The 25673-nt window shown below is 52.8% G+C and carries 21 protein-coding genes and 2 pseudogenes; 9 read left to right on the top strand and 14 right to left on the bottom strand.

Annotation, left to right across the window (positions count from 1 at the left end; all coding sequences use genetic code 11):
* Window positions 1–2 precede the first annotated feature (2 nt).
* From ECL_RS08655 to crrC, 5 genes are all read right to left on the bottom strand, one after another.
* A complete protein-coding gene (locus tag ECL_RS08655; protein ID WP_013096383.1) occupies window positions 3–989 on the bottom strand; it encodes a CMD domain-containing protein in 987 nt (328 codons plus the stop codon).
* Window positions 990–1143: 154 nt separating this feature from the next.
* A complete protein-coding gene (gene fabI / locus ECL_RS08660; RefSeq protein WP_013096384.1) occupies window positions 1144–1932 on the bottom strand; it encodes an enoyl-ACP reductase FabI in 789 nt (262 codons plus the stop codon).
* Window positions 1933–2203: 271 nt separating this feature from the next.
* Window positions 2204–5299 carry a multidrug efflux RND transporter permease subunit gene (locus ECL_RS08665; RefSeq protein WP_013096385.1) on the bottom strand — a complete coding sequence of 1032 codons (3096 nt, stop codon included), beginning with the start codon at window positions 5297–5299 and terminating at the stop codon, window positions 2204–2206.
* A gap of 35 nt (window positions 5300–5334) precedes the next feature.
* Window positions 5335–6237, bottom strand: coding sequence for an ABC transporter six-transmembrane domain-containing protein (locus tag ECL_RS08670; protein WP_044158345.1), 903 nt, complete (start codon window positions 6235–6237; stop codon window positions 5335–5337).
* 127 nt (window positions 6238–6364) lie between these two features.
* Window positions 6365–6751: a colistin resistant protein CrrC gene (crrC, locus tag ECL_RS08675; protein ID WP_044158342.1), complete on the bottom strand. Its 387-nt coding sequence runs from the start codon at window positions 6749–6751 to the stop codon at window positions 6365–6367.
* Between the two features lie 314 nt (window positions 6752–7065).
* Here crrC and ECL_RS08680 point away from each other — a divergent pair, with 314 nt between their 5' ends.
* Both ECL_RS08680 and ECL_RS08685 read left to right on the top strand, forming a co-directional pair.
* A complete protein-coding gene (locus ECL_RS08680; protein WP_013096388.1) occupies window positions 7066–7770 on the top strand; it encodes a response regulator in 705 nt (234 codons plus the stop codon).
* Window positions 7767–8834, top strand: coding sequence for an ATP-binding protein (locus ECL_RS08685; protein WP_013096389.1), 1068 nt, complete (start codon window positions 7767–7769; stop codon window positions 8832–8834). Before ECL_RS08680 ends, ECL_RS08685 begins: the two co-directional genes overlap by 4 nt.
* 12 nt (window positions 8835–8846) lie before the next feature.
* Here ECL_RS08685 and ECL_RS08690 read toward each other — a convergent pair.
* The 8 genes and pseudogenes from ECL_RS08690 to sapA all read right to left on the bottom strand — a co-directional run.
* Window positions 8847–9248 (bottom strand): annotated as a pseudogene (locus tag ECL_RS08690) (ATP-grasp fold amidoligase family protein); the annotation flags it as partial.
* 55 nt (window positions 9249–9303) lie between these two features.
* Entirely contained in the window at window positions 9304–10272 is a 969-nt protein-coding gene (locus ECL_RS08695; RefSeq protein ID WP_013096391.1) for an IS5-like element IS903B family transposase, read from the bottom strand.
* Window positions 10273–10311: 39 nt separating this feature from the next.
* Window positions 10312–10827: pseudogene (locus tag ECL_RS08700) on the bottom strand (ATP-grasp fold amidoligase family protein); the annotation flags it as partial.
* 197 nt (window positions 10828–11024) lie between these two features.
* Entirely contained in the window at window positions 11025–11831 is an 807-nt protein-coding gene (sapF, locus tag ECL_RS08705; RefSeq protein ID WP_013096393.1) for a putrescine export ABC transporter ATP-binding protein SapF, read from the bottom strand.
* A 1-nt stretch (window position 11832) separates the two neighbouring features.
* Window positions 11833–12825 (bottom strand): peptide ABC transporter ATP-binding protein SapD, encoded by a 993-nt coding sequence (gene sapD, locus ECL_RS08710; protein WP_013096394.1) that lies wholly within the window; start codon window positions 12823–12825, stop codon window positions 11833–11835.
* Window positions 12825–13715, bottom strand: a complete 891-nt coding sequence (gene sapC / locus ECL_RS08715; protein WP_013096395.1) for a putrescine export ABC transporter permease SapC — start codon at window positions 13713–13715, stop codon at window positions 12825–12827. Before sapC ends, sapD begins: the two co-directional genes overlap by 1 nt.
* Window positions 13702–14667 (bottom strand): putrescine export ABC transporter permease SapB, encoded by a 966-nt coding sequence (sapB, locus tag ECL_RS08720; protein ID WP_013096396.1) that lies wholly within the window; start codon window positions 14665–14667, stop codon window positions 13702–13704. Before sapB ends, sapC begins: the two co-directional genes overlap by 14 nt.
* Window positions 14664–16304 carry an ABC transporter substrate-binding protein SapA gene (gene sapA / locus ECL_RS08725; protein ID WP_013096397.1) on the bottom strand — a complete coding sequence of 547 codons (1641 nt, stop codon included), beginning with the start codon at window positions 16302–16304 and terminating at the stop codon, window positions 14664–14666. The genes sapB and sapA overlap by 4 nt, the downstream gene beginning before the upstream one ends.
* A 702-nt stretch (window positions 16305–17006) precedes the next feature.
* Here sapA and ECL_RS08730 point away from each other — a divergent pair.
* The 4 genes from ECL_RS08730 to ECL_RS08745 are packed head-to-tail and all read left to right on the top strand — an operon-like array spanning window position 17007 to window position 23159.
* Window positions 17007–18731 (top strand): type I secretion system permease/ATPase, encoded by a 1725-nt coding sequence (locus ECL_RS08730; protein ID WP_044158338.1) that lies wholly within the window; start codon window positions 17007–17009, stop codon window positions 18729–18731.
* Window positions 18724–20037, top strand: coding sequence for an HlyD family type I secretion periplasmic adaptor subunit (locus ECL_RS08735; protein ID WP_013096399.1), 1314 nt, complete (start codon window positions 18724–18726; stop codon window positions 20035–20037). Before ECL_RS08730 ends, ECL_RS08735 begins: the two co-directional genes overlap by 8 nt.
* A gap of 2 nt (window positions 20038–20039) precedes the next feature.
* On the top strand, window positions 20040–21398 hold the full coding sequence (locus ECL_RS08740) for a TolC family outer membrane protein (protein WP_013096400.1): 1359 nt from the start codon (window positions 20040–20042) through the stop codon (window positions 21396–21398).
* A 27-nt stretch (window positions 21399–21425) separates the two neighbouring features.
* On the top strand, window positions 21426–23159 hold the full coding sequence (locus ECL_RS08745; protein WP_013096401.1) for a polyurethane esterase: 1734 nt from the start codon (window positions 21426–21428) through the stop codon (window positions 23157–23159).
* A 56-nt stretch (window positions 23160–23215) separates the two neighbouring features.
* Here ECL_RS08745 and pspF read toward each other — a convergent pair whose 3' ends face one another.
* Window positions 23216–24193 (bottom strand): phage shock protein operon transcriptional activator, encoded by a 978-nt coding sequence (gene pspF, locus ECL_RS08750; protein ID WP_013096402.1) that lies wholly within the window; start codon window positions 24191–24193, stop codon window positions 23216–23218.
* Between the two features lie 166 nt (window positions 24194–24359).
* Here pspF and pspA point away from each other — a divergent pair, with 166 nt between their 5' ends.
* From pspA to pspC, 3 genes are read left to right on the top strand one after another with little or no spacing between them, the layout of a single operon-like run.
* Complete coding sequence (gene pspA, locus ECL_RS08755) at window positions 24360–25028, top strand: phage shock protein PspA (protein WP_013096403.1); 669 nt, start codon at window positions 24360–24362, stop codon at window positions 25026–25028.
* A gap of 54 nt (window positions 25029–25082) precedes the next feature.
* Window positions 25083–25307: an envelope stress response membrane protein PspB gene (pspB, locus tag ECL_RS08760; protein ID WP_013096404.1), complete on the top strand. Its 225-nt coding sequence runs from the start codon at window positions 25083–25085 to the stop codon at window positions 25305–25307.
* Window positions 25307–25666 carry an envelope stress response membrane protein PspC gene (gene pspC, locus ECL_RS08765; protein ID WP_013096405.1) on the top strand — a complete coding sequence of 120 codons (360 nt, stop codon included), beginning with the start codon at window positions 25307–25309 and terminating at the stop codon, window positions 25664–25666. The genes pspB and pspC overlap by 1 nt, the downstream gene beginning before the upstream one ends.
* Window positions 25667–25673 lie beyond the last annotated feature (7 nt).

A 25673-nucleotide genomic window follows, 5' to 3' on the forward strand; every position in this document is an offset into this window, starting at 1 on the left:
GGTTATTCCGCTTTGCCAAGCGCCACTTTCAGGCGCTCCAGCCAGCCGTCTAACGCGCTTCGCGTAAGCAGTGCAATCGCCCGGCCAGCGGGAAGTCCTTCTTCCGTGAGCGGGTTAAACTGTGCTGCACTGAAACGGCCCGGTGAACGTGTCAACAACTCCACGGCCGCTAAGAGCGCCGGCGACGCGGCCCGGTCTTCATTGCGGCAATAGTTCAGGATTTCTCCCGTCAGATCGAGCAACGTGGGTTCGTGGCAGAGCACAGGCGTCAGCGCCTGAAGGGCGGGCTCGGCTTGCCAGCGTGAAAGCGACTCAAGTTGATGCGCACTGGCATAGCGCAGTTCCACGACAGGCAGTAGAGCGATCCAGGCGCCGGGCCTGGCGGGCAGCGTGTGCGGTTGAATATGGTGTCCCGGCAACCAGCGTACGGGGTGGCCCAGCAGCGCCTGAAATACTGCTACCACGCGGGCCTGAAAACCGATGAAGCCAATAATCTGGCTGATGAGCACGATGTCATACGTTGTCAGACCCACCTCATCAAGCTGGTTCTGCGCTTTATCATCAATGACATCCGGTGAGCTGGCAAGCTGGCGGGCATACTGCGTGATCTGGGCCAGACGGCGGTTACTTTCGCGAGAGGAGTCCGGGCCGGGAAGGGGGGCGAGAAGGGCGGCGTAGTGGTTACAGAGCCTTTGAACCCCGCAGGCCTGCGCCACCGTCAGCGCGGTGCTTAGCCTGTCGTAGGCACTCAGCGTATGCAGACGGTTGACGGCGATATCGAGTGGAAACAGCCGGTGACATAACGCCCGGGCAGGAGTAAGCCAGCCAGCACAGGCAGTAACAATCTCATCCGGTAAGGCTAAATCGAGCAAAAAACGATCGTCGACGTTAGCGGCTTCGGGCACCAGAGGCAGGACATCCGTCTGCGCGTGGTTTGACTGGGTTTCGTGGTACCAGTGGCCTTTGCCGGAAAAACGGCGTTGTTCCATGGGCGTTCCTTGATCTCAAAATGGCGATCAATATCCTGGCGTAAGGCGGATGAGGGGAAAAATATTGTTAGGTGATAACAAATAGCAGAACGGAATAACGAGAGAGGGCGGGGCGGGAAAAACTCTCTTCCCGGGCGGGAAGAGAGTCACAAACTTATTTAATTTCCAGCTCGTTCATTGCAGCGATGTTGAAGCCGCCGTCAACGTGAACCACTTCGCCGGAGATACCCGCGGAAAGGTCAGAGCACAGGAATGCTGCAGAGTTACCCACATCTTCAATGGTAACGGTACGACGAATCGGGGTAACCGCTTCGCAGTGTGCCAGCATTTTACGGAAATCTTTGATACCGGAAGCCGCCAGGGTGCGGATTGGACCTGCAGAGATGGCGTTAACGCGCACGCCTTCAGGGCCCATTGCGTTCGCCATGTAGCGGACGTTTGCTTCCAGAGACGCTTTAGCCAGACCCATCACGTTGTAGTTAGGGATTGCGCGCTCTGCGCCCAGGTAGGACAGGGTCAGCAGGGCGGAGCCCGGGTTCAGCATGGCACGGCAAGATTTCGCCATCGCAACAAAGCTGTAAGAGCTGATGTCGTGAGCGATTTTAAAGCCATCGCGGGTTACCGCGTTCACGTAGTCACCGTCAAGCTGGTCGCCAGGTGCGAAGCCGATGGAGTGAACGAAACCGTCGAATTTGTCCCACGATTTTGCCAGTTCAGCAAACATGCCATCGATGCTTTCATCTTGTGCAACGTCACATTCCAGAACAATGCTGGAACCCAGCTGCGCGGCAAATTCTTCAACACGGCCTTTCAGCTTGTCGTTCTGGTAGGTGAACGCCAGCTCAGCGCCTTCGCGATGCATTGCCTGTGCGATGCCGTATGCGATGGACAGTTTGCTGGCAACGCCGGTTACCAGAATGCGCTTACCGGAAAGAAAACCCATAGCTTTAATCCTTATATTCATTGCTTATTTTGCCTTGTAATTCATAGCGTTACAGGCAGTATTTCAAAATTATTCGAAATCAGCTCGAAATTATAGCCCACTCACTGCCCCTTGTGTCACGCTATTTCTCGCGAATCTCCCGGGAATGAACGCGCGTAAGGGGCTGATATGGGAAACGCGGCTGTGAAAATTTCGGCATTCGTCCAGTATATCACCCGGCGTCAGGTTCACCTCATCCAACCAGCGTCGAAGTGTGATCCCGTAAAGCGTTTCACCTTTTTCTGGCGTGCTCGATGAAACGCGCGACGACAATAAAGAAAACCGGGACGAAGAAAATGGCGAGAAATGTACCGCTAATCATACCGCCGAAAACCCCGGTACCAATGGCATGCTGCGTGCTGTCACTTGCGCCACGGGCCAACATTAACGGGATAACCCCTAGCGTAAAGGCCAGTGAGGTCATCAGAACAGGTCGCAAGCGTTGCCGGGCAGCCTGTAGCGTTGCTGCCACGATTGTTTCCCCCTCCCGCTGCAGCTGCCTGGCAAACTCGACAATCAGAATGGCGTTTTTTGCAGACAGCCCGATCAGGGTGATCATCCCCACCTTGAAGAAAACATCATTTGTCATGCCGGCAATGTGCACGGCCACTACCGCGCCAATAAGACCCAATGGCACGACCAGCATGACCGCGAAGGGTATAGACCAGCTCTCATAGAGCGCCGCAAGAACCATAAACACAACGAGGATCGACAGCACAATAAGGCCGGGAAGCTGTGACTCAGACGCTTTCTCCTGCAATGAACTCCCGGCCCATTCCCCTGCGATACCCGCAGGCATCTCTCTTGCCAGCGCTTCCATGGTTTTCATTGCCGTACCGCTGGATTCACCCGAGGCGGCACTTCCCGTAATACGTATCGCAGGATAACCCTGATAGCGGTTCAACTGCTGGGGCGCAACGTTCCATGAAAGGGTGGCAAACGCAGAGACCGGCACCATCTGTCCCGTCCGATTTTTTACCGATAAGGCTAAAAATTGTTCGGGCTGCATGCGGTAGGGCGCATCGGCCTGAACAATCACCTGTTGAACGCGGCCGTTATTGGTATAGTCATTAACGTAACTGGAGCCCGTGGTCACAGACAAGGTTTGATTAATTTCGTCAAACGAGACGCCCATGGACTCGGCTTTTTCCCGGTCGATCTGAATCGCCAGGCTGGTGCCATCCGGCAGGCCATCTATGTAGACATCACTCAGTTCAGGCCGTTGATTTGCCTGCTGAACAAGGTCATCCGCAGCCTTTTTTAGAGCCTGATATCCCAGCCCTGCCCGGTCCTGCAGATAGTAAGTAAATCCGGATGAGGTCCCCATATCCGAAATCGCCGGAGGGAGCAGGCTCATCGTCACGGCATCAGAAACGCTCTCCATGCGCGACTGGATAGCGTTCGCTTCATCCTGGGCGGTGATCCCTTGTCGGTTTTTCCAGTCCTTAAGCGTGGTAAAGGCCATGGCCGAGTTGGGGCCAGAACCTGAAAAGCCAAAGCCCAGGATCATAATGTTGCTCTCAATCGCCGGTCGCGATGCAATTTCCTCTTCAAATTTTTCAACCACTTTAAGGGTACGCTGCATGGTCGCATCAGACGGCAGTTGCAGGGATGACATAAAGTAGCCCTGATCTTCATCCGGCAAAAACGAGGAGGGCAAAGACGACAGGCCAGCAAACAGGGCAGCGCAAAGGGCAACATACAGCAGCAGCATGCGGCCCGTTCGTTTTAATACGGCGCCCAGGCTGGAGGCATATACCGCCGTGAGGGCGTGAAAATGCGCGTTAAACCAGGTCGCAAATTTCCCGGCGCCTCTCTTGTTCGCCTCATGGGGCTTGAGTAACGTGGCACAAAGCGCGGGTGTCAGCGTCAGCGCCAGAAAGGCCGATAACAAAATGGAAATGGCCATTGAAATACAGAATTGTCGATAGATGATCCCCACCGATCCCTCAGCAAAGCCCATCGGGATAAACACCGCCGTGAGCACAAGCGTGATACCCGCGATGGCAGGGGTGATTTCCTGCATGGCCTGCCGCGTGGCTTCGCGCGGTGAAAGCGCTTTTTCTACCATCAGTCTTTCGACGTTTTCAACCACGACGATGGCATCATCAACGATAATACCGATTGCCAGCACCATGCCGAACATGGTCAGGATGTTGATGGAATAACCGCTGAGCAGCATGATCGTAAAGGTGCCCAGGAGCGCCACGGGGGCGACAATCGCCGGAATAAGCGTGCAGCGTATCTTGTGCAGAAAAAGCAGCATGACCAGAAACACCAGCACCATCGCTTCAACAAACGTCTGTACCACCTTCATAATTGAAAGCTTTACGAAGGGTGCCGTATCAAAAGGGACGGTGAAGGTCATTCCCTCCGGAAGCACGCGAGAGAGCTCATCAATGCGCGCCCGCACGCCTGAGGCGGTACTGATGGCATTCGCTCCCGGCGACAGCTGGATTGCGGCTGCCGTCGCCGGGACGCCGTTTTCGCGAATACCGTACGCATAGCTTTGCAGGCCGGATTCAATGCGGGCAACGTCCGACAACTGCAGGCGGGCCCCTGTGGTATCGGATTTAAGGGTAATATGGCGAAATGCCTCGACCGAAGAAAGTTGTCCTTTGACCGTAATCGGATAAGTCACTCCCTGGCCTTCTGTTGCCGGTTCATCGCCCGTTCTACCGGGGGAAACAATGGTATTCTGCTGGCTGACTGCCGTAAGCACATCGCTCACCGACAGCCCATAGCTGTGAAGCTTCATCGGATCGAGCCAGATACGTAGCGCTTTCTCACCACCAAAAAGCTGGACTTTGCCAACCCCCGGCACGCGGCGAAGCTCATCGCTAATATTTCTGGCAAAATAATCGCTCAAATCCGCTTCCTGAAATTTCCCGGAGGTGGATTTTAACCCCACCATCATCAGAAAACCGGCGTTCGCCGCCTCGACGTTAATGCCGTTTTGCCGGACCGACTGAGGCAGACGCGGCTCGACAATTTTTATCTGATTCTGGAGATCCATCTGCGCCAGTTTAATATCTGTGCCTGGCTTAAACGTCACCGTAATTGAGGCTGAACCGGTGGTGTCACTCGAGGATTCAAAATAGAGCAAATTATCCACGCCGGATATTTCACGTTCGATAAGAGAGACGACCGATGTATTCATTACATCAGGGCTGGCACCGGGATACGAGACAGTAATGATAATACCCGGCGGTGCAACGACCGGATATTGCGCAACCGGCAGCCGGGGGATAGACAACACGCCCGTTAAAACAATAAAAAGTGCGACGACCCAGGCGAAAACAGGACGATCAATAAAAAATTGCGGCATGAGGATTACTTCCAGTCAACTAACAGTGAAACGCATTACGGGTGCAGTGCCTCGTCATCGGTCGATACCCGTTTACCGATGTCTCTGAGCTGTGAAAATTTCTCAAGGAGTTGCGGGGCGTCATCCAGGCTTGTGGCAAACATCCACATATAGGTCATCACGGAGTAGATATGACCCGCCGTAATACCCGTCGAGTGGGTCATCAGGATAATGGTCAGCGTAAAAAGCAGGGCGATCAGCGAACCAATCAGTAAATATCCCCACGCTTCGCGGTCAGAGAGCGCAATACGCAAGTGTGCAAGCGTAGAATAATGACGTTTGAGGGTCGCAGAGCCCGCTTTATGTACATAATCCACCTCTTTCTCGAGGCGGTTATTGAGGCGTCTGAACAGCAATTCATTCTTATGGGTGAAACCGGAAACAAATCCCATCAGGATTAAGACGATGATGGCGCAGACGATACCAGCCCAGAATTCAATGGTCAGCAGCATAATGGCTGCACCAAAAAGCGAACTCATTGAGGTAATGAGCATGGGCAGATGCATTTCAAAGAAATCCACGAACTCACGCGATAAGGTAACTCTCGCCGCGATTGTCGAATGATTAAGCTGGTATTTTCGCTGAGCCAGCACCACAGAGACCGCAAGCCCGGCGTAAATCCGTGCGAAGGTGCGCGTGTCCACGCTGCGCCTGGCGGCACCAATGCACCAGATAAACAGGACCATTAGCCCATACAGTGCAGCGCTCACGGTATCCCCGGCGAGAATGGCATTTATCGCGATCCCCGCAAGTACGGGATAGAGTAAAAAGGTCACATTTTCGGCAATAACCAGAAAGAAGGTAATAAACAGCTTCTTGCGGTGCCGCACGGCAAGTGCCTTGAGCGAGCCAACAACCCCGGAAACGACCGGAGGACAATGAGTATTTTTAAGGATCATATTTTTCGAGTTATTAATGCCAGAGAGCAGGGGAATTCCGTCAGGAATTTATCCATTAACCGTTACTTTATACAGCGCATGTTTAGTACTGATGTGCGATTTGTGGAGGTTATATGGAGACAGTAAATTAAATCATCCTTAACATGAGATAAATGGGTGAGCCAACAAAAAATATAATGAGAAAACATTCGCAGTAAAACACCAGATCGGCAATATCAGGTGCGATGTTTAACAAAATACTGAAAATGATGATCAGGTAGATAAAAATCAATGCCAGGCACAGGGCCATGACAAGGAGTTCCGTCAATCCGCCTCCTTTATGTTGAATCGCAAGAAAAAACGATGTCGCTGCGATACAACCATAAATAACAGGTGAGGAGATAATGGTTGCCGCCACTTTTTCATCGACTTCATGTATCAGGATCATCCAAAGATGCAATAATCCCCACGATACAATAAGAAACAAACATGACGTGCCAATGTTAGCAGGTGAGACATATCTATTAATATTCATGGTGAGTGTCTTCGGGTATTAATGAAAGCAATTGATAGACCGGGGTGCGTGCGAGAAGTTCAACGGTTTATTCTCTTTGGTCGTTTTTTTCTGAATAAAAAAGATTACGTCTGTATATGGAGTATTTATTTCCGAAATGTGGAGGAAGTGTGGAGACAATAACCTAAGGGGGTTCGGTTGTGGCAGAAATGTTTATAAAAAGTCGTCGCGCAACGGCACTTTTTTGTCGTGCGTGGGTCTTAGACTTTTATAAAATGACGTATAGCGTATTTTCTCAACATAATAGAGACGCTTTCAGTTCCTGTGGAGATAAAATGTACAAAAATAATTTAATCCTAGTCGCCGAAGATGAAGATGAAATCGCCGATATACTGATGAGCTACCTGCAGCGGGCTGGGATGAAAACGTTAAGGGCAACTGACGGTGAGCAGGCGATAAATCTGACACGTCTGCATAAACCGGATCTCGTTTTGCTGGATATCCAGTTGCCGGTATTTGATGGCTGGAGCGTTCTTACCACGCTGCGCCGGGAGAGTACGGTGCCTGTTATTATGGTCACCGCCCTCGATCAGGATGTTGATAAGCTGATGGGATTGCGTCTGGGCGCAGACGACTACGTGATCAAGCCTTTCAATCCCTCTGAAGTTGTCGCGCGAGTCGAAGCCGTACTGCGCAGGACGAAGGCTCACGTTCAACAGGTGGCTGCAATGCCGCTCAGGACGCCCTTCATCACGGTCTACCCGGATGATTTCTATATAGAAGTTACGGTGGGGGAAGAGGTGGTTTGCCCGGTATTGACCACCACAGAATTTAAATTGCTGACTTACCTGGTCAGGAACCCAAGAAAGGTCTGCTCTCGTGAGGAATTACTTAACGCCTGCCTGCCGGAAGGCGATACCTTAGACAGAACGGTCGACAGCCACATGAGCAAACTGCGTAAAAAACTGGAGCTTGCAGGTCTTCATGGTGTGCCAGAAAGCATTAGAGGAATGGGCTACCGGCTGGGAGAAAAGAAATGAGCAGAGAATCTGTTCTGAGCCGCCAGATTCTGACCTACATGTTAACGCTGGCATTGATGATTATCGCCATCGCTATCCTGGGGTCCTGGCTGTTTTACAGCTTCGTACTCGATTACCTTCCGGGCGGCGTAGCGGCCGGTAACGATGAAAATATGACGATGTGGGACTGGGTGTGGATCGTGACGGTCTCTGCAATCAGTGTGATGATTTCCCTCTTTTTAACCGTAAAGCTGTCATCGCGCATCCTCACGCCATTAAACGCGGTTGCCACAAGCCTGAAACGCATCTCGCAGGGCGAGCTGGATGCCAGGGCCTGGTGCGCCAGTTCCCGGCTTGGCGAGATAAATCATCTCGTCAACGACTTCAACGAAATGGCTGAAAAATTACAGACGCTGGACAGTCAACGTAAATCCTGGAATGCGGCGATTGCTCATGAGTTGAGAACGCCCGTCACGATTTTACGCGGGCGGCTTCAGGGGCTCGTCGACGGTGTTTTTACGCCGGAACCCGTTCTGTTTAATAACCTGCTTAAACAAACCGAAGGGTTGGCGCGGCTGATAGAAGATCTCAGGGTTGTCAGTTCAGACGGCGGTGCCGGTTATACGTTATACAAGAGTGAGATCGATCTGAAGGAAACCCTCGAAACGGCGCTGGAAACCTTCAGACCCGAGTTTGAGCGTAAGCAATTTACTCTTCGTACCGAACTTAAAGCCCAGCGGTGTCTCTGCGATCCGCTACGTATTAATCAGTGCTTAACCGTGCTGTTCGACAATGCGCTGCATTATTCGACATCACGTAAACTCATCGTAAAAAATGGCGTGTTTGGCAGAGAAAATTACATTCTGATTCAGGACGAAGGGCCGGGCATTCCCCGCGAATTTCATGATTTTCTCTTCCAGCCCTTTCAGCGGGATAAAGGGGCCAGACAATTGAATCCTGAAGGGTGTGGTTTAGGGCTGTCGGTGGTCAAAGCCATCATGTCTGCGCACGGTGGCGATGTCACCTATGTATTGACGAAGCAAAACCACTCCCTCTTCAAATTAACCTGGCCGATCGCGTCGTAACTGCGTACAGGCTCAAATGAGCCTGTTTGCGACGGGCGTCATTTGCCACATTTCACCTAACCTGGCATCCCATTCCGGCGGCGTGATAGTCAGTTTGCCCCGTTTCGGACTTAACGTTATCTCACTGAAGTAGATCTCGTCCCGGGTGAGCATGAGATCGACACGGCAATAGTCAATCCCCAGGGCCAGTGCTTGTGCCGCCAGCAGCGCTTCCTGATAAGAGGCGGGCTTGGGTATGTCCTGCGGAGTGTTGGGATATTCCATCTGGAAAGGCTGCAACTGCCAGTGGCGATCGTAAACGTTGATAAAACCATTGCCGCTTTCATCGGTGAAATCAGCTTCCACAAACTGCGCAACACCGTGGAAACAATGAATCCTCAACATTTCGGGTGTTGTGTTTTTGTCCGCGTCATGGCTTTGTTGAATAAATCAGATTTCGGGTAAGTCTCCCCCGTAGCGGGTTGTGTTTTCAGGCAATACGCACGCTTTCAGGCATACCTGCTTTCGTCATTTTGTTCAGCGCTCGTACCAGGGCCATAGCCTCCGCAACCTGACCATCGTAGTCACGCAGCGTCAGTGAACCCCCGAACAGCTGTTTTACCCGGTACATCGCCGTTTCCGCTATCGAGCGACGGTTGTAATCTGTTGTCCATTTCCACCGCGCATTACTCCCGGTCATTCGCTGATTAGCCACTGCACGGTTACGGTCTGCATATTCACCGGGCCAGTAACCCGCACCTTTTCGGGGAGGGATAAGCGCGCTGATTTTCTTACGCCGCAGTTCATCGTGACAGAGCCGGGTGTCGTAAGCGCCGTCTGCCGATGCTGCCCTGATTTTTCTGTGAGTCTGCCGGATAAGACCCGGGAAGGCTTCTGAGTCCGTCACATTGTTCAGCGACAGGTCAGCGCAGATGATTTCATGTGTTTTACTGTCAACGGCGAGATGCAGCTTACGCCAGATACGGCGGCGTTCCTGGCCATGCTTTTTGACTTTCCACTCGCCTTCACCGAAGACCTTCAGCCCGGTGGAATCAATTACCAGGTGTGCGATTTCACCCCGGGTGGGCGTTTTGAAACTGACGTTAACCGACTTTGCCCGCCTGCTGACACAGCTGTAATCCGGGCAGCGTAGCGGAACGTTCATCAGAGAAAAAATGGAATCAATAAAGCCCTGCGCAGCGCGCAGGGTCAGCCTGAATACGCGTTTAATGACCAGCACAGTCGTGATGGCAAGGTCAGAATAGCGCTGAGGTCTGCCTCGTGAAGAAGGTGTTGCTGACTCATACCAGGCCTGAATAGCTTCATTATCCAGCCAGAAAGTTATGGAGCCACGGTTGATGAGGGCTTTATTGTAGGTGGGCCAGTTGGTGATTTTGAACTTTTGCTTTGCCACGGAACGGTCTGCGTTGTCGGGAAGATACGTGATCTGATCCTTCAACTCAGCAAAAGTTCGATTTATTCAACAAAGCCCCGCGTCATTAAAGAGATCGATATACTTCTCGCACAGAATAACAGGAGGGATGTTTTTATATTGCCATTCCCGTGTGGTGTAATATAGATTTCTCTTTAATGCCAGCCGAAGCTTGTTTTGCGATTTTTTAAGGTCAAATTCAGCTTTGTTTGTGCATATGATCGCGCTTCCACTGTCATGGTTGCACTTTAACACAAATTTATGCGGCAGTTTCGTCATGTCGATGTGCTCAACGCGACGGTATACGTCAATCAATGGAACGATTTTTAGACGTTGCGTTCTCGACAGGACATATTCCCGCACAGCGAGTTTATCCGCCAGCATCGTATAGTGTGCATTATGGTCATAGACCAGACGATGACAAATTTTTTCGTTCAGGGTGGCAGGTGATTTTATATCAAATGTGTCGCCGTGGGTTGCTTTGAGACGGGACAGATGAAAGTTAATGTCTGATATTAAATAAGACCGACACTTCCTGAGCAGATACTCAAGGTGTTTTAAATAATATGTGGTTTTGTTCATTCTTTCCTCCGGAATATCTGCATATTCTGAAGGAGAAGGATTGATTCTTATTGCCTGGAGTATGGAGGAAAAATGGAGAGCCGCTTATAAAGCGGATGGCGATGTGCAACGCAAAATAAAAGGATTAAACGTTCTGTTTAATCCTTTGAAGTTCTGAGTCGAAATATTCGCTGTCGCGGGAGACGCCTGACGGGCGGTTACCGATCCTTTCTCCATGCATCAGCAGTTAGCGCTTCACCAAAATGTCCGGCAATCAGGCGTTTTGTTAAATCGTGGAGTGGGGAGGCCAGCACATCCGCCGTGCTGCCGCGCTCGACAACTTCACCCTGATGCATGACCATCACCTGGTCGCTGATGTGTTTCATCATGCCAAGATGTTGGGTCACGTAGATATAAGAGATCCCCTGTTTTTCCTGCAATTCCAGCATCAGGTTAATTAACTGCGAACGCATCGACATATCCAGTGAGGCGAGGGCTTCGTCAGCAATAATCACCTTCGGGCGCAAAATCAGGGCGCGCGCCAGCCCAAGACGCTGCTTCTGTCCTGGAGCCAGCATATGCGGATAGTAACTTTCGTGATCGGGCAGCAGTCCGACCATACGCAGGGTTTCAAAGATACGTTTACGGCGAGCGTCAGGCTCCAGATCGGTATTCAGCCGCAGCGGGAAATCCAGGATCTGCGAAATACGCTGGCGCGGATTGAGCGAGGTGGAGGGATCCTGGAAGATCATACGGATGCGCTGGCTGCGGAAGGAGTAATCGCCAAATGCCAGCGGATGATCGTCAATCAGCACTTCACCGCCGCTTGGCTCAACCATGCCCGCCAGCATCTTAGCCAGCGTGGATTTGCCGGAACCATTCTCGCCAATAATCGCCAGCGTCTGCTTTTCGCGCAGCGTAAAGCTCAGCGGTTTCACCGCTTCCACGGTCTGGCGATGGAACAGCCCGGTGCGGTAGCGAAAGGTCTTACTCAGGTTGCGTACTTCCAGTAAGGTTTCGACCATTTCACTCTCTCTCCATGTTCAGCGGGAAATGACAGGCGTAAAGATGGTTTTTCGCCCCCGTCAGACGCGGCGTTTCAATACACTTACGCTGAGCATACGGGCAACGTGGCCCAAGACGACAGCCTATCGGCAATGATTCCAGAAGCGGGATCGCACCCGGCAGCGTGTTCAGACGGCTCTTGTGCGGCATGGCGCTGCCAAAATCCGGGATCGCACGAATCAGCGCCTGCGTATAGGGGTGGTGCGGCGTGGTGATCAGATCTTCACTGGGGGCGGTTTCCACCGTTTGCCCACAGTACATCACATCAATTTTATCCGCCCATTTGCTGAGCATTTGCAGGTCGTGACTGATCAGCAAAATGGTGGTGTTGTTATTCTGATTCAGCCGCGTCAGCAGACGAAATATCTGCGCCTGCGTGGTCGGCTCCATCGCGTTCGTTGGTTCATCCGCAATCAATAGGCGCGGCTGATTGGCCAGCGCGATGGCGATCATCACTTTCTGGCATTCACCGTCGGTGAGTTCGTAGGGGAAACTGCGCATTGCGTCTTTATGATCTTTGATCCCGACGCGGTGCAGCAACTCAATGGCGCGGCGTTTGCGCCAGCCGAAACGCTGCCACCAGCGGCCTTTATAGGTCCAGCCGGGGATATTCTGCATCAGCTGCTTACCTACGCGCTCGGACGGGTCAAGGCAGGATTGTGGCTCCTGGAAAATCATCGAGACGTTATGGCCCACCAGCTTGCGACGTTCGCGCGGGGAGAGGCGCAGCAGGTCGATATCATCAAACCGCATGCGGTCGGCGGTGACGCGCCAGTTGTCCTTCGCTACACCACAAATGGCTTTGGCGATGAGGCTTTTCCCGGAGCCGGATTCGCCCACCAGCCCGCGAATTTCACCTTCAGCAAGGGTAATGCTGATTCGATCGACAGCCTTAACCCAGCCCTCACCGGTTTTAAACTCGATGGTGAGGTTGCGGATATCAAGAAGCGGCATTATTGCACCCCCGCATTAATTGCGCGGCGAATACCGTCGCCCAGCAGGTTAATCAGCAACACGCTGACCATAATGGCCGCACCCGGTAACATAACTGTCCACGGGGCGACGTAGATAAGCTCCAGCGCATCGCCCAGCATCGCACCCCATTCCGGTGACGGCAGTTGGGCACCCAAATCGAGGAAACCCAGCGCAGCGATATCCAGTATCGCCATCGACAGGGCGCGGGTGATCTCGGTGACCAGCCCGGCTGCGATATTCGGCAGGACGGCAAACCAGAGAATATTCAGCGTGGTGGCACCGTCCAGACGGGCAGCAACAACATACTCTTTCTCCAGTTCGTCATGCACCATGCTGTACACAGAGCGAACGATACGGGGCAGGATAGCCAGCCACACGGCAAACATGGCATGCATCAGGTGCGGCCCGGCAAAGGCCACCACAATGATCGCCAGCAGCAGCGATGGGATAGAGAGCAGGGTGTCCAGAATGTGATTCAGCACCGCCGAGCGCAGACCGTGGGTGGAGCCAGCAAAAATGCCCAGCGCCAGACCGCAAACTGTGGCGGCAAGCGTCACCACAAACGCACCACCCACCGTTGGGGCGGCACCGCTCAGCAGGCGGCTCAGCACATCACGGCCCAGATCGTCGGTGCCCAGGAAGAAGGAAACTTCCCCATAGCGCGACCACGACGGGGGCAACAATTGATAGCCGAGGAACTGCTGGTCGATACCGTATGGCGCAAACCACGATCCAAATACGCACAGCAAGACCAGACCGGCACAGCCGTACAGGCCGATCATTGCCGTGGTGTCACCATAGAATTTACGCCACACGGTACGTAGCGCACCGGGCGTGCGCTTTTCACTGTATACGCTATCGTAAGGCATACCATTCCTTATGCTTCAACGGGTTGGCCATTGCACCCAAAATATCGGAAATCACGTTAACAATAATCACCAGCGAACCAATCACCATGACGCCTGCTGAAATGGCGGCGTAATCCTGCTGACGAATGGCGTTAATGAGCCACCGGCCCAGACCTGGCCAGCTAAAGACCATCTCGGTGATCATCGCCAGGGTTAGCATGGTCGAAAACTGCAGCCCAAGGCGCGGAATAACCGGCGGGAGCGCGTTATGCAGTACGTGACGACGCAAGATAGTCAGGCGTGAGAGACCGCGCGTGGCCGCAGCTTTAACGTAGTTCTGATCAAACACTTCCATGGTGCTCAAGCGCATCAGGCGGATCACTTCGGTTGTTGGCGCCACCGCAAGCGTTAGCACCGGCAACACCATATGACGCAGGGCGCTGACGATCATTTCGTGACGCCAGACGGAATCAGAGAGCCATGCATCAATAATGGCGAAACCGGTCACCGATTTAACCGTGTAGAGGAGGTCAAAGCGGCCTGAAACCGGCAGCCAGCCCATCGTCAGAGAGAAGAACAGCGTCAGCAACAGCGCCAGCCAGAAGACCGGGATAGAAAAGCCGAGCAGGGCGAGGGCGCTGATAAATTTATCCTGCCATTTATTGCGATAAATCCCCGCCAGCATGCCCACTGGAATGCCCACCATCAGGGCAAAGCCGAAGGCCAGAATACAGAGCTCCATCGTGGCCGGGAACACGTCTTTCAACTGCTCAGAGATAAGCTGTCCGTTGATACTGGAGACGCCAAAATCCCAGTGCAGCAGGCCGTTGAACCAGAACAGCCAGGCATCCCACAGCGACGATCCCTGAAGCGGGGCGTGCGGCGTAAAGTAGCTCAGGCTGAATCCCACGAAGGTCAGTAAAAAGAGCGTCACCAGCAGTAACAGGAGTCGACGCAAGGTAAAAATGATCATGGTTTTTTCACCTCTTGTTCTTTTTCACGGTCGACCCCGGCGAAGGAGGCGTTGCCAAACGGGCTCAATACCAGGCCTTTAATATCGTAACGATAGGCCTGCAGACGCAGGGAAGAGGCCAGCGGCAGCACGGGCAGTTCCTTAGCGAGGATCTTTTGCGCTTCATCATAGGCATCAATGCGTGACGAGAGCTGTTGTGACGCCAGCGCTTTTTGCAGAACGGCGTCAAACTCGCGGTTGCACCAGTGAGCGTAGTTGGTCTGTGAGTTTATTGCCGCGCAGCTCAGCAACGGACGGAAGAAACTGTCCGGGTCGTTACTGTCAGTCGCCCAGCCCGTCAGCGTGAGGTCATGGTTCATATCCATCAGGCGCGCTTCCTGAAAACGCCCTTCAACCGGAATGATGATCACTTTTACACCGACCTGCGCCATATCAGCCTGCAGCAGCTCGGCGGTTTTCAGTGGGCTAGGGTTCCATGCCTGAGAGCTGGTCGGTACCCAGAGTTGCAGCGTCAGGTTTTCAGCGCCCAACGCTTTAAGCTGTTCGCGTGCTTTTGCCGGATTGTATTCCGTGATTTTGGCTTCACCGTCATACGCCCACGAGGCGCGCGGTAAAATAGAGGCAGCGGTTTCCGCGGTGCCGTAATAAATGGACTGCATCAAACGCTGGTTGTTAATGGCCAGCGCCAGCGCATGACGAACTGCCGGGTTATTCAGCGGCGGCTTATCGGTGTTAAAAGCGAGATAGGCAATGTTCATACCCGGGCGCAGCGTCAGGCGCAGGCGCGGATCGTCGCGTAAAATAGTGAGCTGGCTGGCGGCAGGCCAGGCCAGCACGTCACATTCGCCGGTCAGCAGCTTTGAGAGCCGTCCTGTACCGCCGGACCCGAGGTCGACCACTACCTGCGGCATCAGCGGCGTGCCGCGCCAGAAGTGTTCGTGGCGCTGCAGGCGAATATATTGCCCGGCGCGGTATTCGGCCAGCTGGAACGGACCGGTACCGACCGGCTGGCGGTCAAGCAGCTCCTGACGATCCTGCTTGTTCAGCTTTGCCGCGTACTCAGCGGACATGACGGACGCATAGTGGGTCGCCAGATGCCAGAGGAAAGAGGCATCCGGGCGCGTCAGGGAAAATTCAACCGTCCGGTTATCCAGTTTGCGCACGCTTTTAACGGTGTCGGCAAACTGCAGGCTGTCGAAATAGGGGAAGTTCCCCCCGTTGACGTTATGCCAGGGGTGATGGCGGTTGAAGATACGCTGGAACGTAAAGACCACATCGTCTGCATTCAGCTTGCGCGTGGGGGTAAACCACGGCGTATGCTGAAACGCAACGTCATCACGCAGACGGAAACGGTAAGTTGCGCCGTTGTCCAGCACCTCCCAGCTTTCCGCCAGCTCCGGCACCAGACGGTAGGTGTACGGATCAACATCAAGCAGACGGTCGTAAAGCTGAGCGGCGAGAGTATCCACAATCAGGCCGCTGCCCGCTTTTTGTGGGTTGAAGGTATCAACCTGTCCGCTGACGCAGTAGACGAAGCCACTGTCACGAATATCAGGCTGCTCAGTTGGCTCGGGGGCAGCAAAGGCCTGGCTACTGAACAGACTGAGTGCAAAAAAGGACGATAAAACCAGACGCATAATTTTTAAGGTATGATATGTTAAGTGGCTATCTTACTAATATTAAACGAAATTATCCAGTGTCGTTTATCCCTGAGGGCATCCTGGGGGCAGTAGCGTTTGCAGTCGCTCATTCAGCATACCAACCTGATCGGCATTCATACCGACTCTCCACTTTGAATATACCTCATAAACCATCTTAGCATTTTCATGCCCTGTCTGACTCGCTATAAACGAAGGATTCGCCCCGACAGACCGTATGCGGTTAGCAACTGTGTGCGTGATTGGCTGATGGAACTCACGGCAGACATCTTCCCGTTACCTCGCGATGCGATATTGGGTGGGCAATAAATCCCCTATAATAAAGTGCGCGCTGTTTATCCTGTGCAAGCATGATGCGATGGCGTGAATTATTATTGAGTCGATGTATTACAATAAGAAATATTCACTAAACGTATACTTGCTTAATTAATGGTTGCGTTACGAGTAATGTTGATTTATATACTGACCCTCTGATCTTGCAATTTGGCAGGGCGAAAGAAAAAAGAATAAAATGAATCGTCATAACATCTAAGAAAATTACAGTTTTCTGTTGGGGCATACCGAACGGCACTGCGCCTGATTGTCTGCTTTTTTATATTTAATGTTAAATCTTTTTCATCATGGACGTCTCGCGTCTTTCTCATGGCATGAGAAGTGACCAAAACATCAGAGAGTTAGGGAATGATTGAACCTTTGGGGCTAATTAAGAATTTTGCACGCGTTCGCACGCGCATATTCGTGACGATTGCGTTTTTCTCATCGGTCATAAATATACTGATGCTGGCACCATCTATTTATATGTTGCAGGTTTACGATCGCGCGCTGTCATCCGGGAATACCACAACGCTTTTTATGTTGACGCTGCTGGTGTTATTTATGTTTGCCGTCATGGCACTCCTTGATTACGCGCGTGGCATCGTCATCATCCGATTGGGTAATCAATTTGATAATGCGCTTTCGCCTGCACTCTATACCGCTGCATGTGAAAGTAATCTCGTTAAGCACAGCCCGAATGCCGGGCAGGCTATCAGCGACCTCACCGTTATACGCCAGTTTGTTACCGGCCCGGCGTTATTTGCGGTTTTTGATTCCATTTGGTTTCCTGTTTACCTCGGCGTTATTTTTCTTTTTAACACCTGGCTCGGGGTGTTCTCGCTTTCAGGCGCATGTCTGCTGCTGGCCCTGGCGTTTATTAACGAAAAAACGACGCGTCAGCTTTTGAATGAAGCGGGGGGGTATGCCTTGATCTCAAATCACCAGGCTAACAGCTCCTTACAATCTGCTGAGACGCTGCATGCCCTGGGGATGACTGACAACGTGAAGGCGCGCTGGTGGCGCGGACATCAACAGTTCCTTTATTGCCAGAGTGCGGCCAGTGAACGCGCTGTATTGATGTCTGCCGTCACCAAAACCGTACGCATGGCGCTTCAGTCCCTGATGTTGGGGCTGGGCTGCTGGCTGGCGATTCTGGGAGACATCTCGCCGGGCATGATGATCGCGGGCTCAATTTTGCTCGGAAGAGCGCTGTCACCGGTGGAACAACTCATCAGCATGGCGAAAGGCTACCGGTCAGCTCGTCTGGCATGGGAACGCGTGGTTCGTCTGACGGGAGACTTTCCCCCGGCGCAGGAGAGCATTCGCCTGCCGGCTGCGCAGGGAGTGCTCACGGTGGAGAATGTCACCGTTTTCCCTCCGGGAAACCCCCGGCAGCCCATACTGCAAAACATCACTCTGCGGGTAAACCCGGGTGAGGTGCTGGGAATTGTGGGAGCCAGTGCATCGGGGAAATCCTGTCTCGCCAGAGTGTTGTGCGGTGTCTGGCCTGCCGGAGAGGGGGATGTCAGGCTGGATGGGGCAGATATTTACCAGTGGCAGAAGCAGAAGCCGGGTCCTGGAATCGGCTACTTGCCACAGGACGTTACGCTTTTCACGGGAACCCTCGCTGAGAATATTGCCCAGTTTGGGGAGATTGATTCAACGCAACTGATCGCCACGGCAAAGCAGGCCGGGATCCACGACATGATTTTGCGTATGCCTGACGGGTATAACACCCTGACCGGCGAGCAGGGTATGGCCCTGTCGGGTGGGCAAAAACAGCGCATTGGCCTGGCCCGGGCGCTGTACGGCAATCCGGCACTGGTGATCCTTGATGAGCCCAACGCTCACCTCGATGAATCGGGTGAGCAGGCTTTGCAGCAGGTTATCCGGCAGCTCCGGCAGCAGAAAAAAAGCGTTGTCATCATTTCTCATCGTCCGGGAATATTGCCGCTGACCAGCCATTTGCTCGTCCTGGAAGGCGGAAAAACCAAGCTTTATGGCCCAACGGCACAACTCTTACAGCAGTCAGCTCGCCCGGTAAATAAGACACACAGCGTCCCTGCTGAACAAGGAAAAGCCCATGCATAATAGCGATGCGCAGAAGACGCCCCTTGTTGACGTCGTTCCGTTTGTCCGCCTTGGCTGGGTAGTGTTGCTGGCAGGTCTGGGATCTTTCTTGCTCTGGGCGGCACTGGCGCCGCTGGATAAAGGTGTTGTTTCCACCGGAACCGTGGTGGTGGACGGCTACCGTAAGGCCGTTCAGGCACCCACAGGCGGTGTGGTGACAAGCATCGCCGTCAGAGAGGGGCAGACGGTACATAAAGGCGACCTGCTGGTGCTGCTCAGCCAGCAATCGACGCTCGCCCAACTCTCCGCTGCGCGCCAGCATTATCTGACGTCGCTCATTGCTGAAAGCCGCCTGCAGTCTGAGCTGGCGGGCATGCAAACGCTGACCTTACCCCCTGAGACAGAAGACGAAGCCCTGCGGGATGCGATCAAGCCCATAGTGGCTCAGCAACGCCAGCTTATGCATGCCCGGCAGGAGGCGCTGAAAAATGCTCAGGAAAACGACGCTCAGGCCATTGCAGGGCTGGCTCGCCAGCGCGATTCGCTTGCCAGAACCTGCGAGACGAAAGCGCAAGGGCTCGCACTGTTAAATCGTCAACTCAAAGACCTGAAACCACTAATGGAAGAGGGCTATTTCCCCCGTAACCGCTATCTCGATATCCAGGTGCAATCGGCGTCTCTGGCGGGCGAGGTGGGTGAAACCCGCAGCAAAATCGTAGAGTTAGGGAATCAGATCGCCCAGCTCAAACGCGGCATGCAGCAGCGGTTGATTGATAACCGGAAAGATATTGAAACGCAAATTGACCAGCTTCGCCTGCAGGTCAGCGAGAGCAAAAAACAGCTGACGCTCTCCGGTGTCGATCTCTCCCTGACCCGCGTTGTCGCACCGCAGGATGGTGTGGTAATGAACCTCGCGCTTGCCAGCGACAGCGCGGTGGTGAGCGCGGGCGAGCAGCTACTGGAAATTGTCCCGCAGGCCTCCCCCCTGATTATCGACTCACAAATTGACGTCGCCCTGATCGATAAAGTCCATAAGGGCATGCCCGTTACCCTGATGTTTACCGCCTTCAACCAGCAAAGCACGCCGAAAATCCCGGCCCGGGTATCGCTGGTGTCAGCGGATCGCCAGACCGATCCCACCACCCAGCAGCCGTACTACAAGATTCAGATCGCCGTTACGCCGGAGGGGATGAAAAAGCTGAAGAGCGAGGAGGTTAAACCGGGTATGCCAGTAGAGGTCTTTATTAAAGCCGGAGAGCGCTCGCTGTTGAGCTATCTGCTGAAACCCATTGTGGATCGTGCATCGCGGTCGTTCATCGAGGAGTAAAGATGCTTACCGCAAAGTTCATACCTGTTGTGTATCTGCTCGCGCTGATGACGTCCTTTTCAGCAGGTGCGCTGACACTGACTCAGGGCTGGTTCATGGCGCTGGACAACGATCCGCAATACCGCGCTGCCGTGAAGGATCAGCTTGCCGGAGAAGAGTACATCCCCATCGGTCGCGCCGGGTTACTGCCAAAAGTCAGCGTTAGCTATCAACGCGCACCGCGTAACTGGCAGCGGCAGCAGTACCAGCAGACAAATTTGTTGGAGGAGCGTTCTGAGGTGGTGCAGCATCAACAATATGACAGTTATTCGGGATCGGTTACCGTTGTTCAGCCGCTGTTTGATTACGATGCCTATGCGGGGTATCGCATCGGCATTATCAAAAAAATGCAGTCTGATGAACGCTACCGAAGCAGTCTGCTTGATCTGCAAAACCGCTTCATTACCGCCTGGCTGGATCTTACCGAGGCGCATCAACGGCTCCAGCTTGCGACTCTGCATCGTCAGGGGCTGGAAGAGCAGAAAAAGCAGGCTCAGCGACAGTTTGAGGCCGGTGAGGGCGCAGTAACGGATGTCACAGAGACCGCCTCTGCGCTCAGCCTGGCGATTGCGGATGAGGTGGAGGCGCGCGATACGCTGGATACGGCTAACGTTGCGTTATCAGCGATCGTGGGCGTGGATCTCTCGCAGACGGCAACGCTACCGATACTCGGTGAAAAGCCGCTTAAGCTGCCGCTGGCATCAGGAGACTATCGATACTGGGAACAAAAGGCGGCTGCGCATAATCCCGATATTCTTTCTGCCGGACATAACGTGGAAGAAAAACGCTATGAAATTGAACGCAGTCGCGCTGGCGCGCTTCCCCGGGTACAGCTTTACGCGATGCATTCGGAGAACGATTCAAGCAACGACAATACCATTCATCAGAAATATCGTACCGACAGCATAGGCCTGCGCGTAAGCATGGATCTCTTTTCCGGGGGCGGCGTTTCAGCGTCCCTGCGTCAGGCAGCGGCCCGCTATGAGCAGGCAAAATATCTTCATGATGCACAGCGGCTGGCGACCTACAGCGAAATTAAAAAATCCTTAAATAAATGCCTCCATGCGTCAGAGCGCCTTGCTGCCTATGCTTCCGCGGTGGACGCCGCCAGGCGTCAGATTGAAGCGACGAAAAAAAGCATTCAGGCTGGTCAGCGCATGAATATCGATTTATTAAATGCAGAACAATCTTTCTATAAAACCAAAGTTGAGCTTACTGCAGAAAAACATGCTGTCATTAAGGCATGGGTCAGTTTGCTCGCGCAGACGGGCGAAATAAACAATGATAACGTTATGTTACTTGATTCGTATTTTGCTCAATGATTGTTGATAATAAACAGAGGGACGACTATGCCTGTATTCGATTATCAGGGCGAGAAAAACACGCAGCTTATTAAGGATGCACTGACCATTGAAAGTATCAATTTTGGTGCAGCCACGTATGCTGATTATACCTATACAGAAGAAAATGGCTGGAAAGTATTAGACGGGACCACGCTTAACTACAGCGGCTGTACTAATCCCTATGGTGCTTTTTATGGCGAAAGTCTTCTTGAAACCAGCGCTGAATGCAACGTTATGGGAAAATATGACGCCAATGGCAAGCTGGTCAATATAGGCATTAGCTTCTGGGGGACGGGCACTTACGCCAGCGCGCCTTCACTTCAGCATACCATCAATACCGCGATGGATACCGTCAGCGACGTATTATCTGCACTGGTCGACGGCTATGCGGATAACTATGTTCTCAACGCGTATAAAAACCTCATGAGTTCGGTGGCCGCGTTTGCCACGGCAAATGGCCTGACCGGTAATGACATCATCATTACCGGACATAGTCTTGGCGGACTGGCTGTTAACAGCATGGCAACCCTGTCCGCACAGGGCCAGTGGGGTGGTTTCTTTGAGGACGCAAGCTACGTCGCATTCGCCTCTCCGACTCAAAACCTGGCCGATGACAAAGTGCTTAATATTGGTTATGAGAACGATCCGGTATTTCGTGTGTTAACGGGTCACAGCTTGACGCTGGACAGTTTATTTAACCACGACACGCCGCTTGAAACCTGCACCAACAACATCGTCTCCTTTAATGATTACTATGCCGGCCTGACCAACGATTGTAAGATCTTTTCGATCGCGAATATGGCGTCCTGGGCCGGGCACTCCGGTCAGGGCTATACGGACGGTGCATTACGAATTATGGATTCTGAAATCTATGATTTCACCCATCAAAATTACAATATCATTGTTTCTAATCTTTCTGAAGCATACCGTTCCACGACCTGGGTTTCGGATCTCAATAAATCCGTAACGCATGTGGGATCAACATTTATTATTGGTACCGAAACAAATGATTTATTACAAGGAGGGAAGGGTAACGATTATCTCTGCGGTGGTGGGGGAGATGACAGTTTTAAAGATCACAGCGGCTACAACGTTATTTATGGCGGCGCAGGGACTAACACCTACGTAACGGAATGTCATATTGCCGATTTTACGTTTAGCCACGATGCAGAAGGGACGCTGTACTTTAAATATTCCACCGGCGATATTACACGGGCGGAAGATATCCATTACGTTAACGCAGACCACACCTTGTTCAGCCTGTTTGGTATTAACATCAACCAGAACGCGACATGGCAGGTCACGGATTATGGCTTAGAAGGTGACAGTGGCTCAATCGCGTATGCGAAAAGCTATTATGCCGGTAAAGAGAACAGCTTCACTATCTCGACCGCCAGTAATGATAGCTGGTTCTATTCAGGAGCCAATGACAGTGAGATCAGCGTAAACGGGAACAATAACAATGTGGTTTCCGGGTATGCCGACGACGCCATCCACCTTAACGGCAGCGAAAACACGCTTCTCTTCTACGGTGATTTTGGTCATGACACGGTCTATAACCTCTCCGCCAGCGACAGCCTGATCTTTATGGCTAACCAGAACATTGCCGATAATGACAGCTATCTCAACCACCTGTCGTTTGAAGGTGATAATGCCTTACTCACCTACGGCGACAGCAGCGTCACGCTGGTCGGTGTGAATACCGATATGCTTTCGCAGATGCATATTGCGGTAGCATAACTCTTATCCCCGCGGGAACCTCGCGGGGATAAATCCCGTCAGAATGGTTCTGCCCGTCAGCGCATCTGGTGCTTTTTGAGCAATGCTCTTAACTGGTGGTAGGTCAGCCCCAACAGTTCAGCCGCCCCTTTCTGGTTATATTTCGCCATCCTCAGGCTCTGCTCCAGTAGCTGTTGTTCCTGCTTATGCTGAAACTGGCGCAGATCGAGCGGGAGTGAGGGCCCATCGTTCGAACTCGCCGGGGCGGTGACAGATGGCGCGTTACGCTGAAAAGGATCGAGAATAATGTTGTCCAGTTCCGTTTCGCTGCTGCCGTGACGGTAGACAGAGCGTTCGACGACGTTCTTCAGCTCGCGAATATTCCCCGGCCAGGGGTAGTTAAGCAGCGTCTCCCGGGCATTATCGCTAAAGCCCGAAAAGAGCGGCAGACCCAGCTCACGGCACATCTGAATGGCAAACTGTTCCGCCAGCAGCATAATATCGCTGCGCCGTTCACGCAGCGGTGGAAGCTGGACGACGTCAAAAGCGAGGCGGTCGAGCAGGTCGGCGCGAAATTTATCCTCAGCCACCATTTCCGGCAGGTTGGCATTTGTCGCACAGACCAGACGCACGTTAACCTGTAGCGGCTGGCTGCCGCCGACGCGTTCCAGCTCGCCATATTCAATGACGCGCAACAATTTTTCCTGTACCAGCATTGGCGCGGTGGCCAGCTCGTCAAGGAACAGGGTGCCGCCGTCGGCACGCTCGAAACGGCCAGGATGGCGCTTTTGCGCCCCGGTAAAGGCTCCCGCTTCATGGCCGAACAGCTCGGTATCCAACAGGTTTTCATTCAGCGCGGCACAGTTAAGCGAAATAAAAGGACCATCCCAGCGCCCGGACAGATAGTGGAGTCGGTTGGCGATCAGCTCCTTGCCCGTGCCGCGCTCACCGATTATCAGCACCGGTTTGTTGAGAGGGGCGAGGCGTGAAACCTGCTCCAGCACTTCGAGAAAGCTGTTAGCCTCACCGAGTAAATTGTCTTTATATTCAGCCATGATGAAATTAACCACTCCTTAGCGAGATTCACCAGGTGAGCTTAGTTCCACAGTGAGCGAAAATCAATCACATTCAGTGAAATCAATAAGATAAAAAGTTGGCACGGGAATTGTATTATCTGTACAGCAGGGCATAGCCCGATAACAGAAATGTGAGGATTGAATTATGGGTATTTTTTCTCGTTTTGCCGACATCGTGAACGCCAACATCAACTCGCTGCTTGAGAAAGCGGAAGATCCGCAAAAGCTGGTGCGTCTGATGATTCAGGAAATGGAAGATACACTGGTTGAAGTGCGTTCTACCTCCGCCCGTGCGCTGGCTGAGAAAAAGCAATTAACCCGCCGTATTGAGCAGGCTACCGCCCAGCTTAATGAATGGCAGGAAAAAGCCGAACTGGCGCTGCGTAAAGATAAAGAAGATCTGGCCCGTGCCGCATTGATTGAAAAACAGAAACTGGCGGATATGGTTACCGCGCTGGAACATGAAGTTACGCTGGTGGACGACACGCTCACCCGTATGAAGAAAGAGATTGGCGAGCTTGAGAACAAGCTGAGCGAAACCCGTGCGCGTCAGCAGGCACTTACGCTGCGTCACCAGGCGGCAAACTCTTCCCGCGATGTACGCCGTCAGCTGGACAGCGGTAAGCTTGATGAAGCAATGGCGCGTTTTGAGTCCTTCGAACGTCGTATCGATCAGATGGAAGCGGAAGCGGAAAGCCACAGCATCGGTAAGCAAAAATCGCTCGATCAGCAGTTCGCCGATCTGAAAGCCGACGATGAAATCAGCGAGCAGCTGGCGGCCCTGAAAGCCAAAATGAAGCAAGACAATCAATAATAATTCATGCGGCACCTGAGCGTGCCGCCACGCATCGTACGACAAGGAGTACACATGAGCGCGCTTTTTCTCGCTATTCCCTTGACCATTTTCGTGCTGTTTGTGCTGCCGATTTGGTTATGGCTGCACTACAGCAACCGTTCTTCACGGGACGCCCTTTCCCAGAGCGAGCAACAACGTCTGGTACAGCTGTCCGATCAGGCGAATAAGATGCGTGAACGTATTCAGGCGCTGGAAGCTATCCTGGATGCGGAACACCCGAACTGGAGGGAGCGTTAATGTCAGGACTGAATCTGAATAAAAAGCTGTGGCGGATCCCACAACAGGGCATGGTTCGCGGCGTCTGTGCGGGGCTTGCCCACTATCTGGATGTACCGGTTAAGCTGGTGCGCGTGGTAACGGTGTTATCGATTTTCTTCGGTCTGGCGTTTATCACTCTGGTGGCGTACATCGTATTGTCGTTTGTGCTCGACCCCATGCCGGAAGGTGAATTGGCTGCAGAAGGCGCACCGAGCAGTAGTGACATTCTGAACCAGGTGGATGCTGAACTGGCCGCAGGTGAAAAGCGGTTGCGCGAAATGGAACGTTACGTCACGTCTGATACCTTTACGCTGAGAAGTCGTTTTCGTCAGCTTTAAGAGAGAA

Source organism: Enterobacter cloacae subsp. cloacae ATCC 13047 (genome assembly GCF_000025565.1).
Taxonomy (GTDB): Bacteria; Pseudomonadota; Gammaproteobacteria; order Enterobacterales; family Enterobacteriaceae; genus Enterobacter; species Enterobacter cloacae.

Excerpts from the sequence above, each read along its gene's own strand:
- sapF (WP_013096393.1), bottom strand. The coding sequence starts at position 11,831 with ATGGTCGAAACCTTACTGGAAGTACGCAACCTGAGTAAGACCTTTCGC.
- ECL_RS08685 (WP_013096389.1), top strand. The coding sequence starts at position 7,767 with ATGAGCAGAGAATCTGTTCTGAGCCGCCAGATTCTGACCTACATGTTA.
- ECL_RS08735 (WP_013096399.1), top strand. The coding sequence starts at position 18,724 with ATGCATAATAGCGATGCGCAGAAGACGCCCCTTGTTGACGTCGTTCCG.
- sapB (WP_013096396.1), bottom strand. The coding sequence starts at position 14,667 with ATGATCATTTTTACCTTGCGTCGACTCCTGTTACTGCTGGTGACGCTC.
- pspA (WP_013096403.1), top strand. The coding sequence starts at position 24,360 with ATGGGTATTTTTTCTCGTTTTGCCGACATCGTGAACGCCAACATCAAC.
- ECL_RS08730 (WP_044158338.1), top strand. The coding sequence starts at position 17,007 with ATGATTGAACCTTTGGGGCTAATTAAGAATTTTGCACGCGTTCGCACG.
- fabI (WP_013096384.1), bottom strand. The coding sequence starts at position 1,932 with ATGGGTTTTCTTTCCGGTAAGCGCATTCTGGTAACCGGCGTTGCCAGC.
- ECL_RS08740 (WP_013096400.1), top strand. The coding sequence starts at position 20,040 with ATGCTTACCGCAAAGTTCATACCTGTTGTGTATCTGCTCGCGCTGATG.
- ECL_RS08745 (WP_013096401.1), top strand. The coding sequence starts at position 21,426 with ATGCCTGTATTCGATTATCAGGGCGAGAAAAACACGCAGCTTATTAAG.
- crrC (WP_044158342.1), bottom strand. The coding sequence starts at position 6,751 with ATGAATATTAATAGATATGTCTCACCTGCTAACATTGGCACGTCATGT.
- pspF (WP_013096402.1), bottom strand. The coding sequence starts at position 24,193 with ATGGCTGAATATAAAGACAATTTACTCGGTGAGGCTAACAGCTTTCTC.
- pspC (WP_013096405.1), top strand. The coding sequence starts at position 25,307 with ATGTCAGGACTGAATCTGAATAAAAAGCTGTGGCGGATCCCACAACAG.
- sapA (WP_013096397.1), bottom strand. The coding sequence starts at position 16,304 with ATGCGTCTGGTTTTATCGTCCTTTTTTGCACTCAGTCTGTTCAGTAGC.
- sapC (WP_013096395.1), bottom strand. The coding sequence starts at position 13,715 with ATGCCTTACGATAGCGTATACAGTGAAAAGCGCACGCCCGGTGCGCTA.
- ECL_RS08680 (WP_013096388.1), top strand. The coding sequence starts at position 7,066 with ATGTACAAAAATAATTTAATCCTAGTCGCCGAAGATGAAGATGAAATC.
- ECL_RS08665 (WP_013096385.1), bottom strand. The coding sequence starts at position 5,299 with ATGCCGCAATTTTTTATTGATCGTCCTGTTTTCGCCTGGGTCGTCGCA.
- pspB (WP_013096404.1), top strand. The coding sequence starts at position 25,083 with ATGAGCGCGCTTTTTCTCGCTATTCCCTTGACCATTTTCGTGCTGTTT.
- ECL_RS08670 (WP_044158345.1), bottom strand. The coding sequence starts at position 6,237 with ATGATCCTTAAAAATACTCATTGTCCTCCGGTCGTTTCCGGGGTTGTT.
- ECL_RS08655 (WP_013096383.1), bottom strand. The coding sequence starts at position 989 with ATGGAACAACGCCGTTTTTCCGGCAAAGGCCACTGGTACCACGAAACC.
- sapD (WP_013096394.1), bottom strand. The coding sequence starts at position 12,825 with ATGCCGCTTCTTGATATCCGCAACCTCACCATCGAGTTTAAAACCGGT.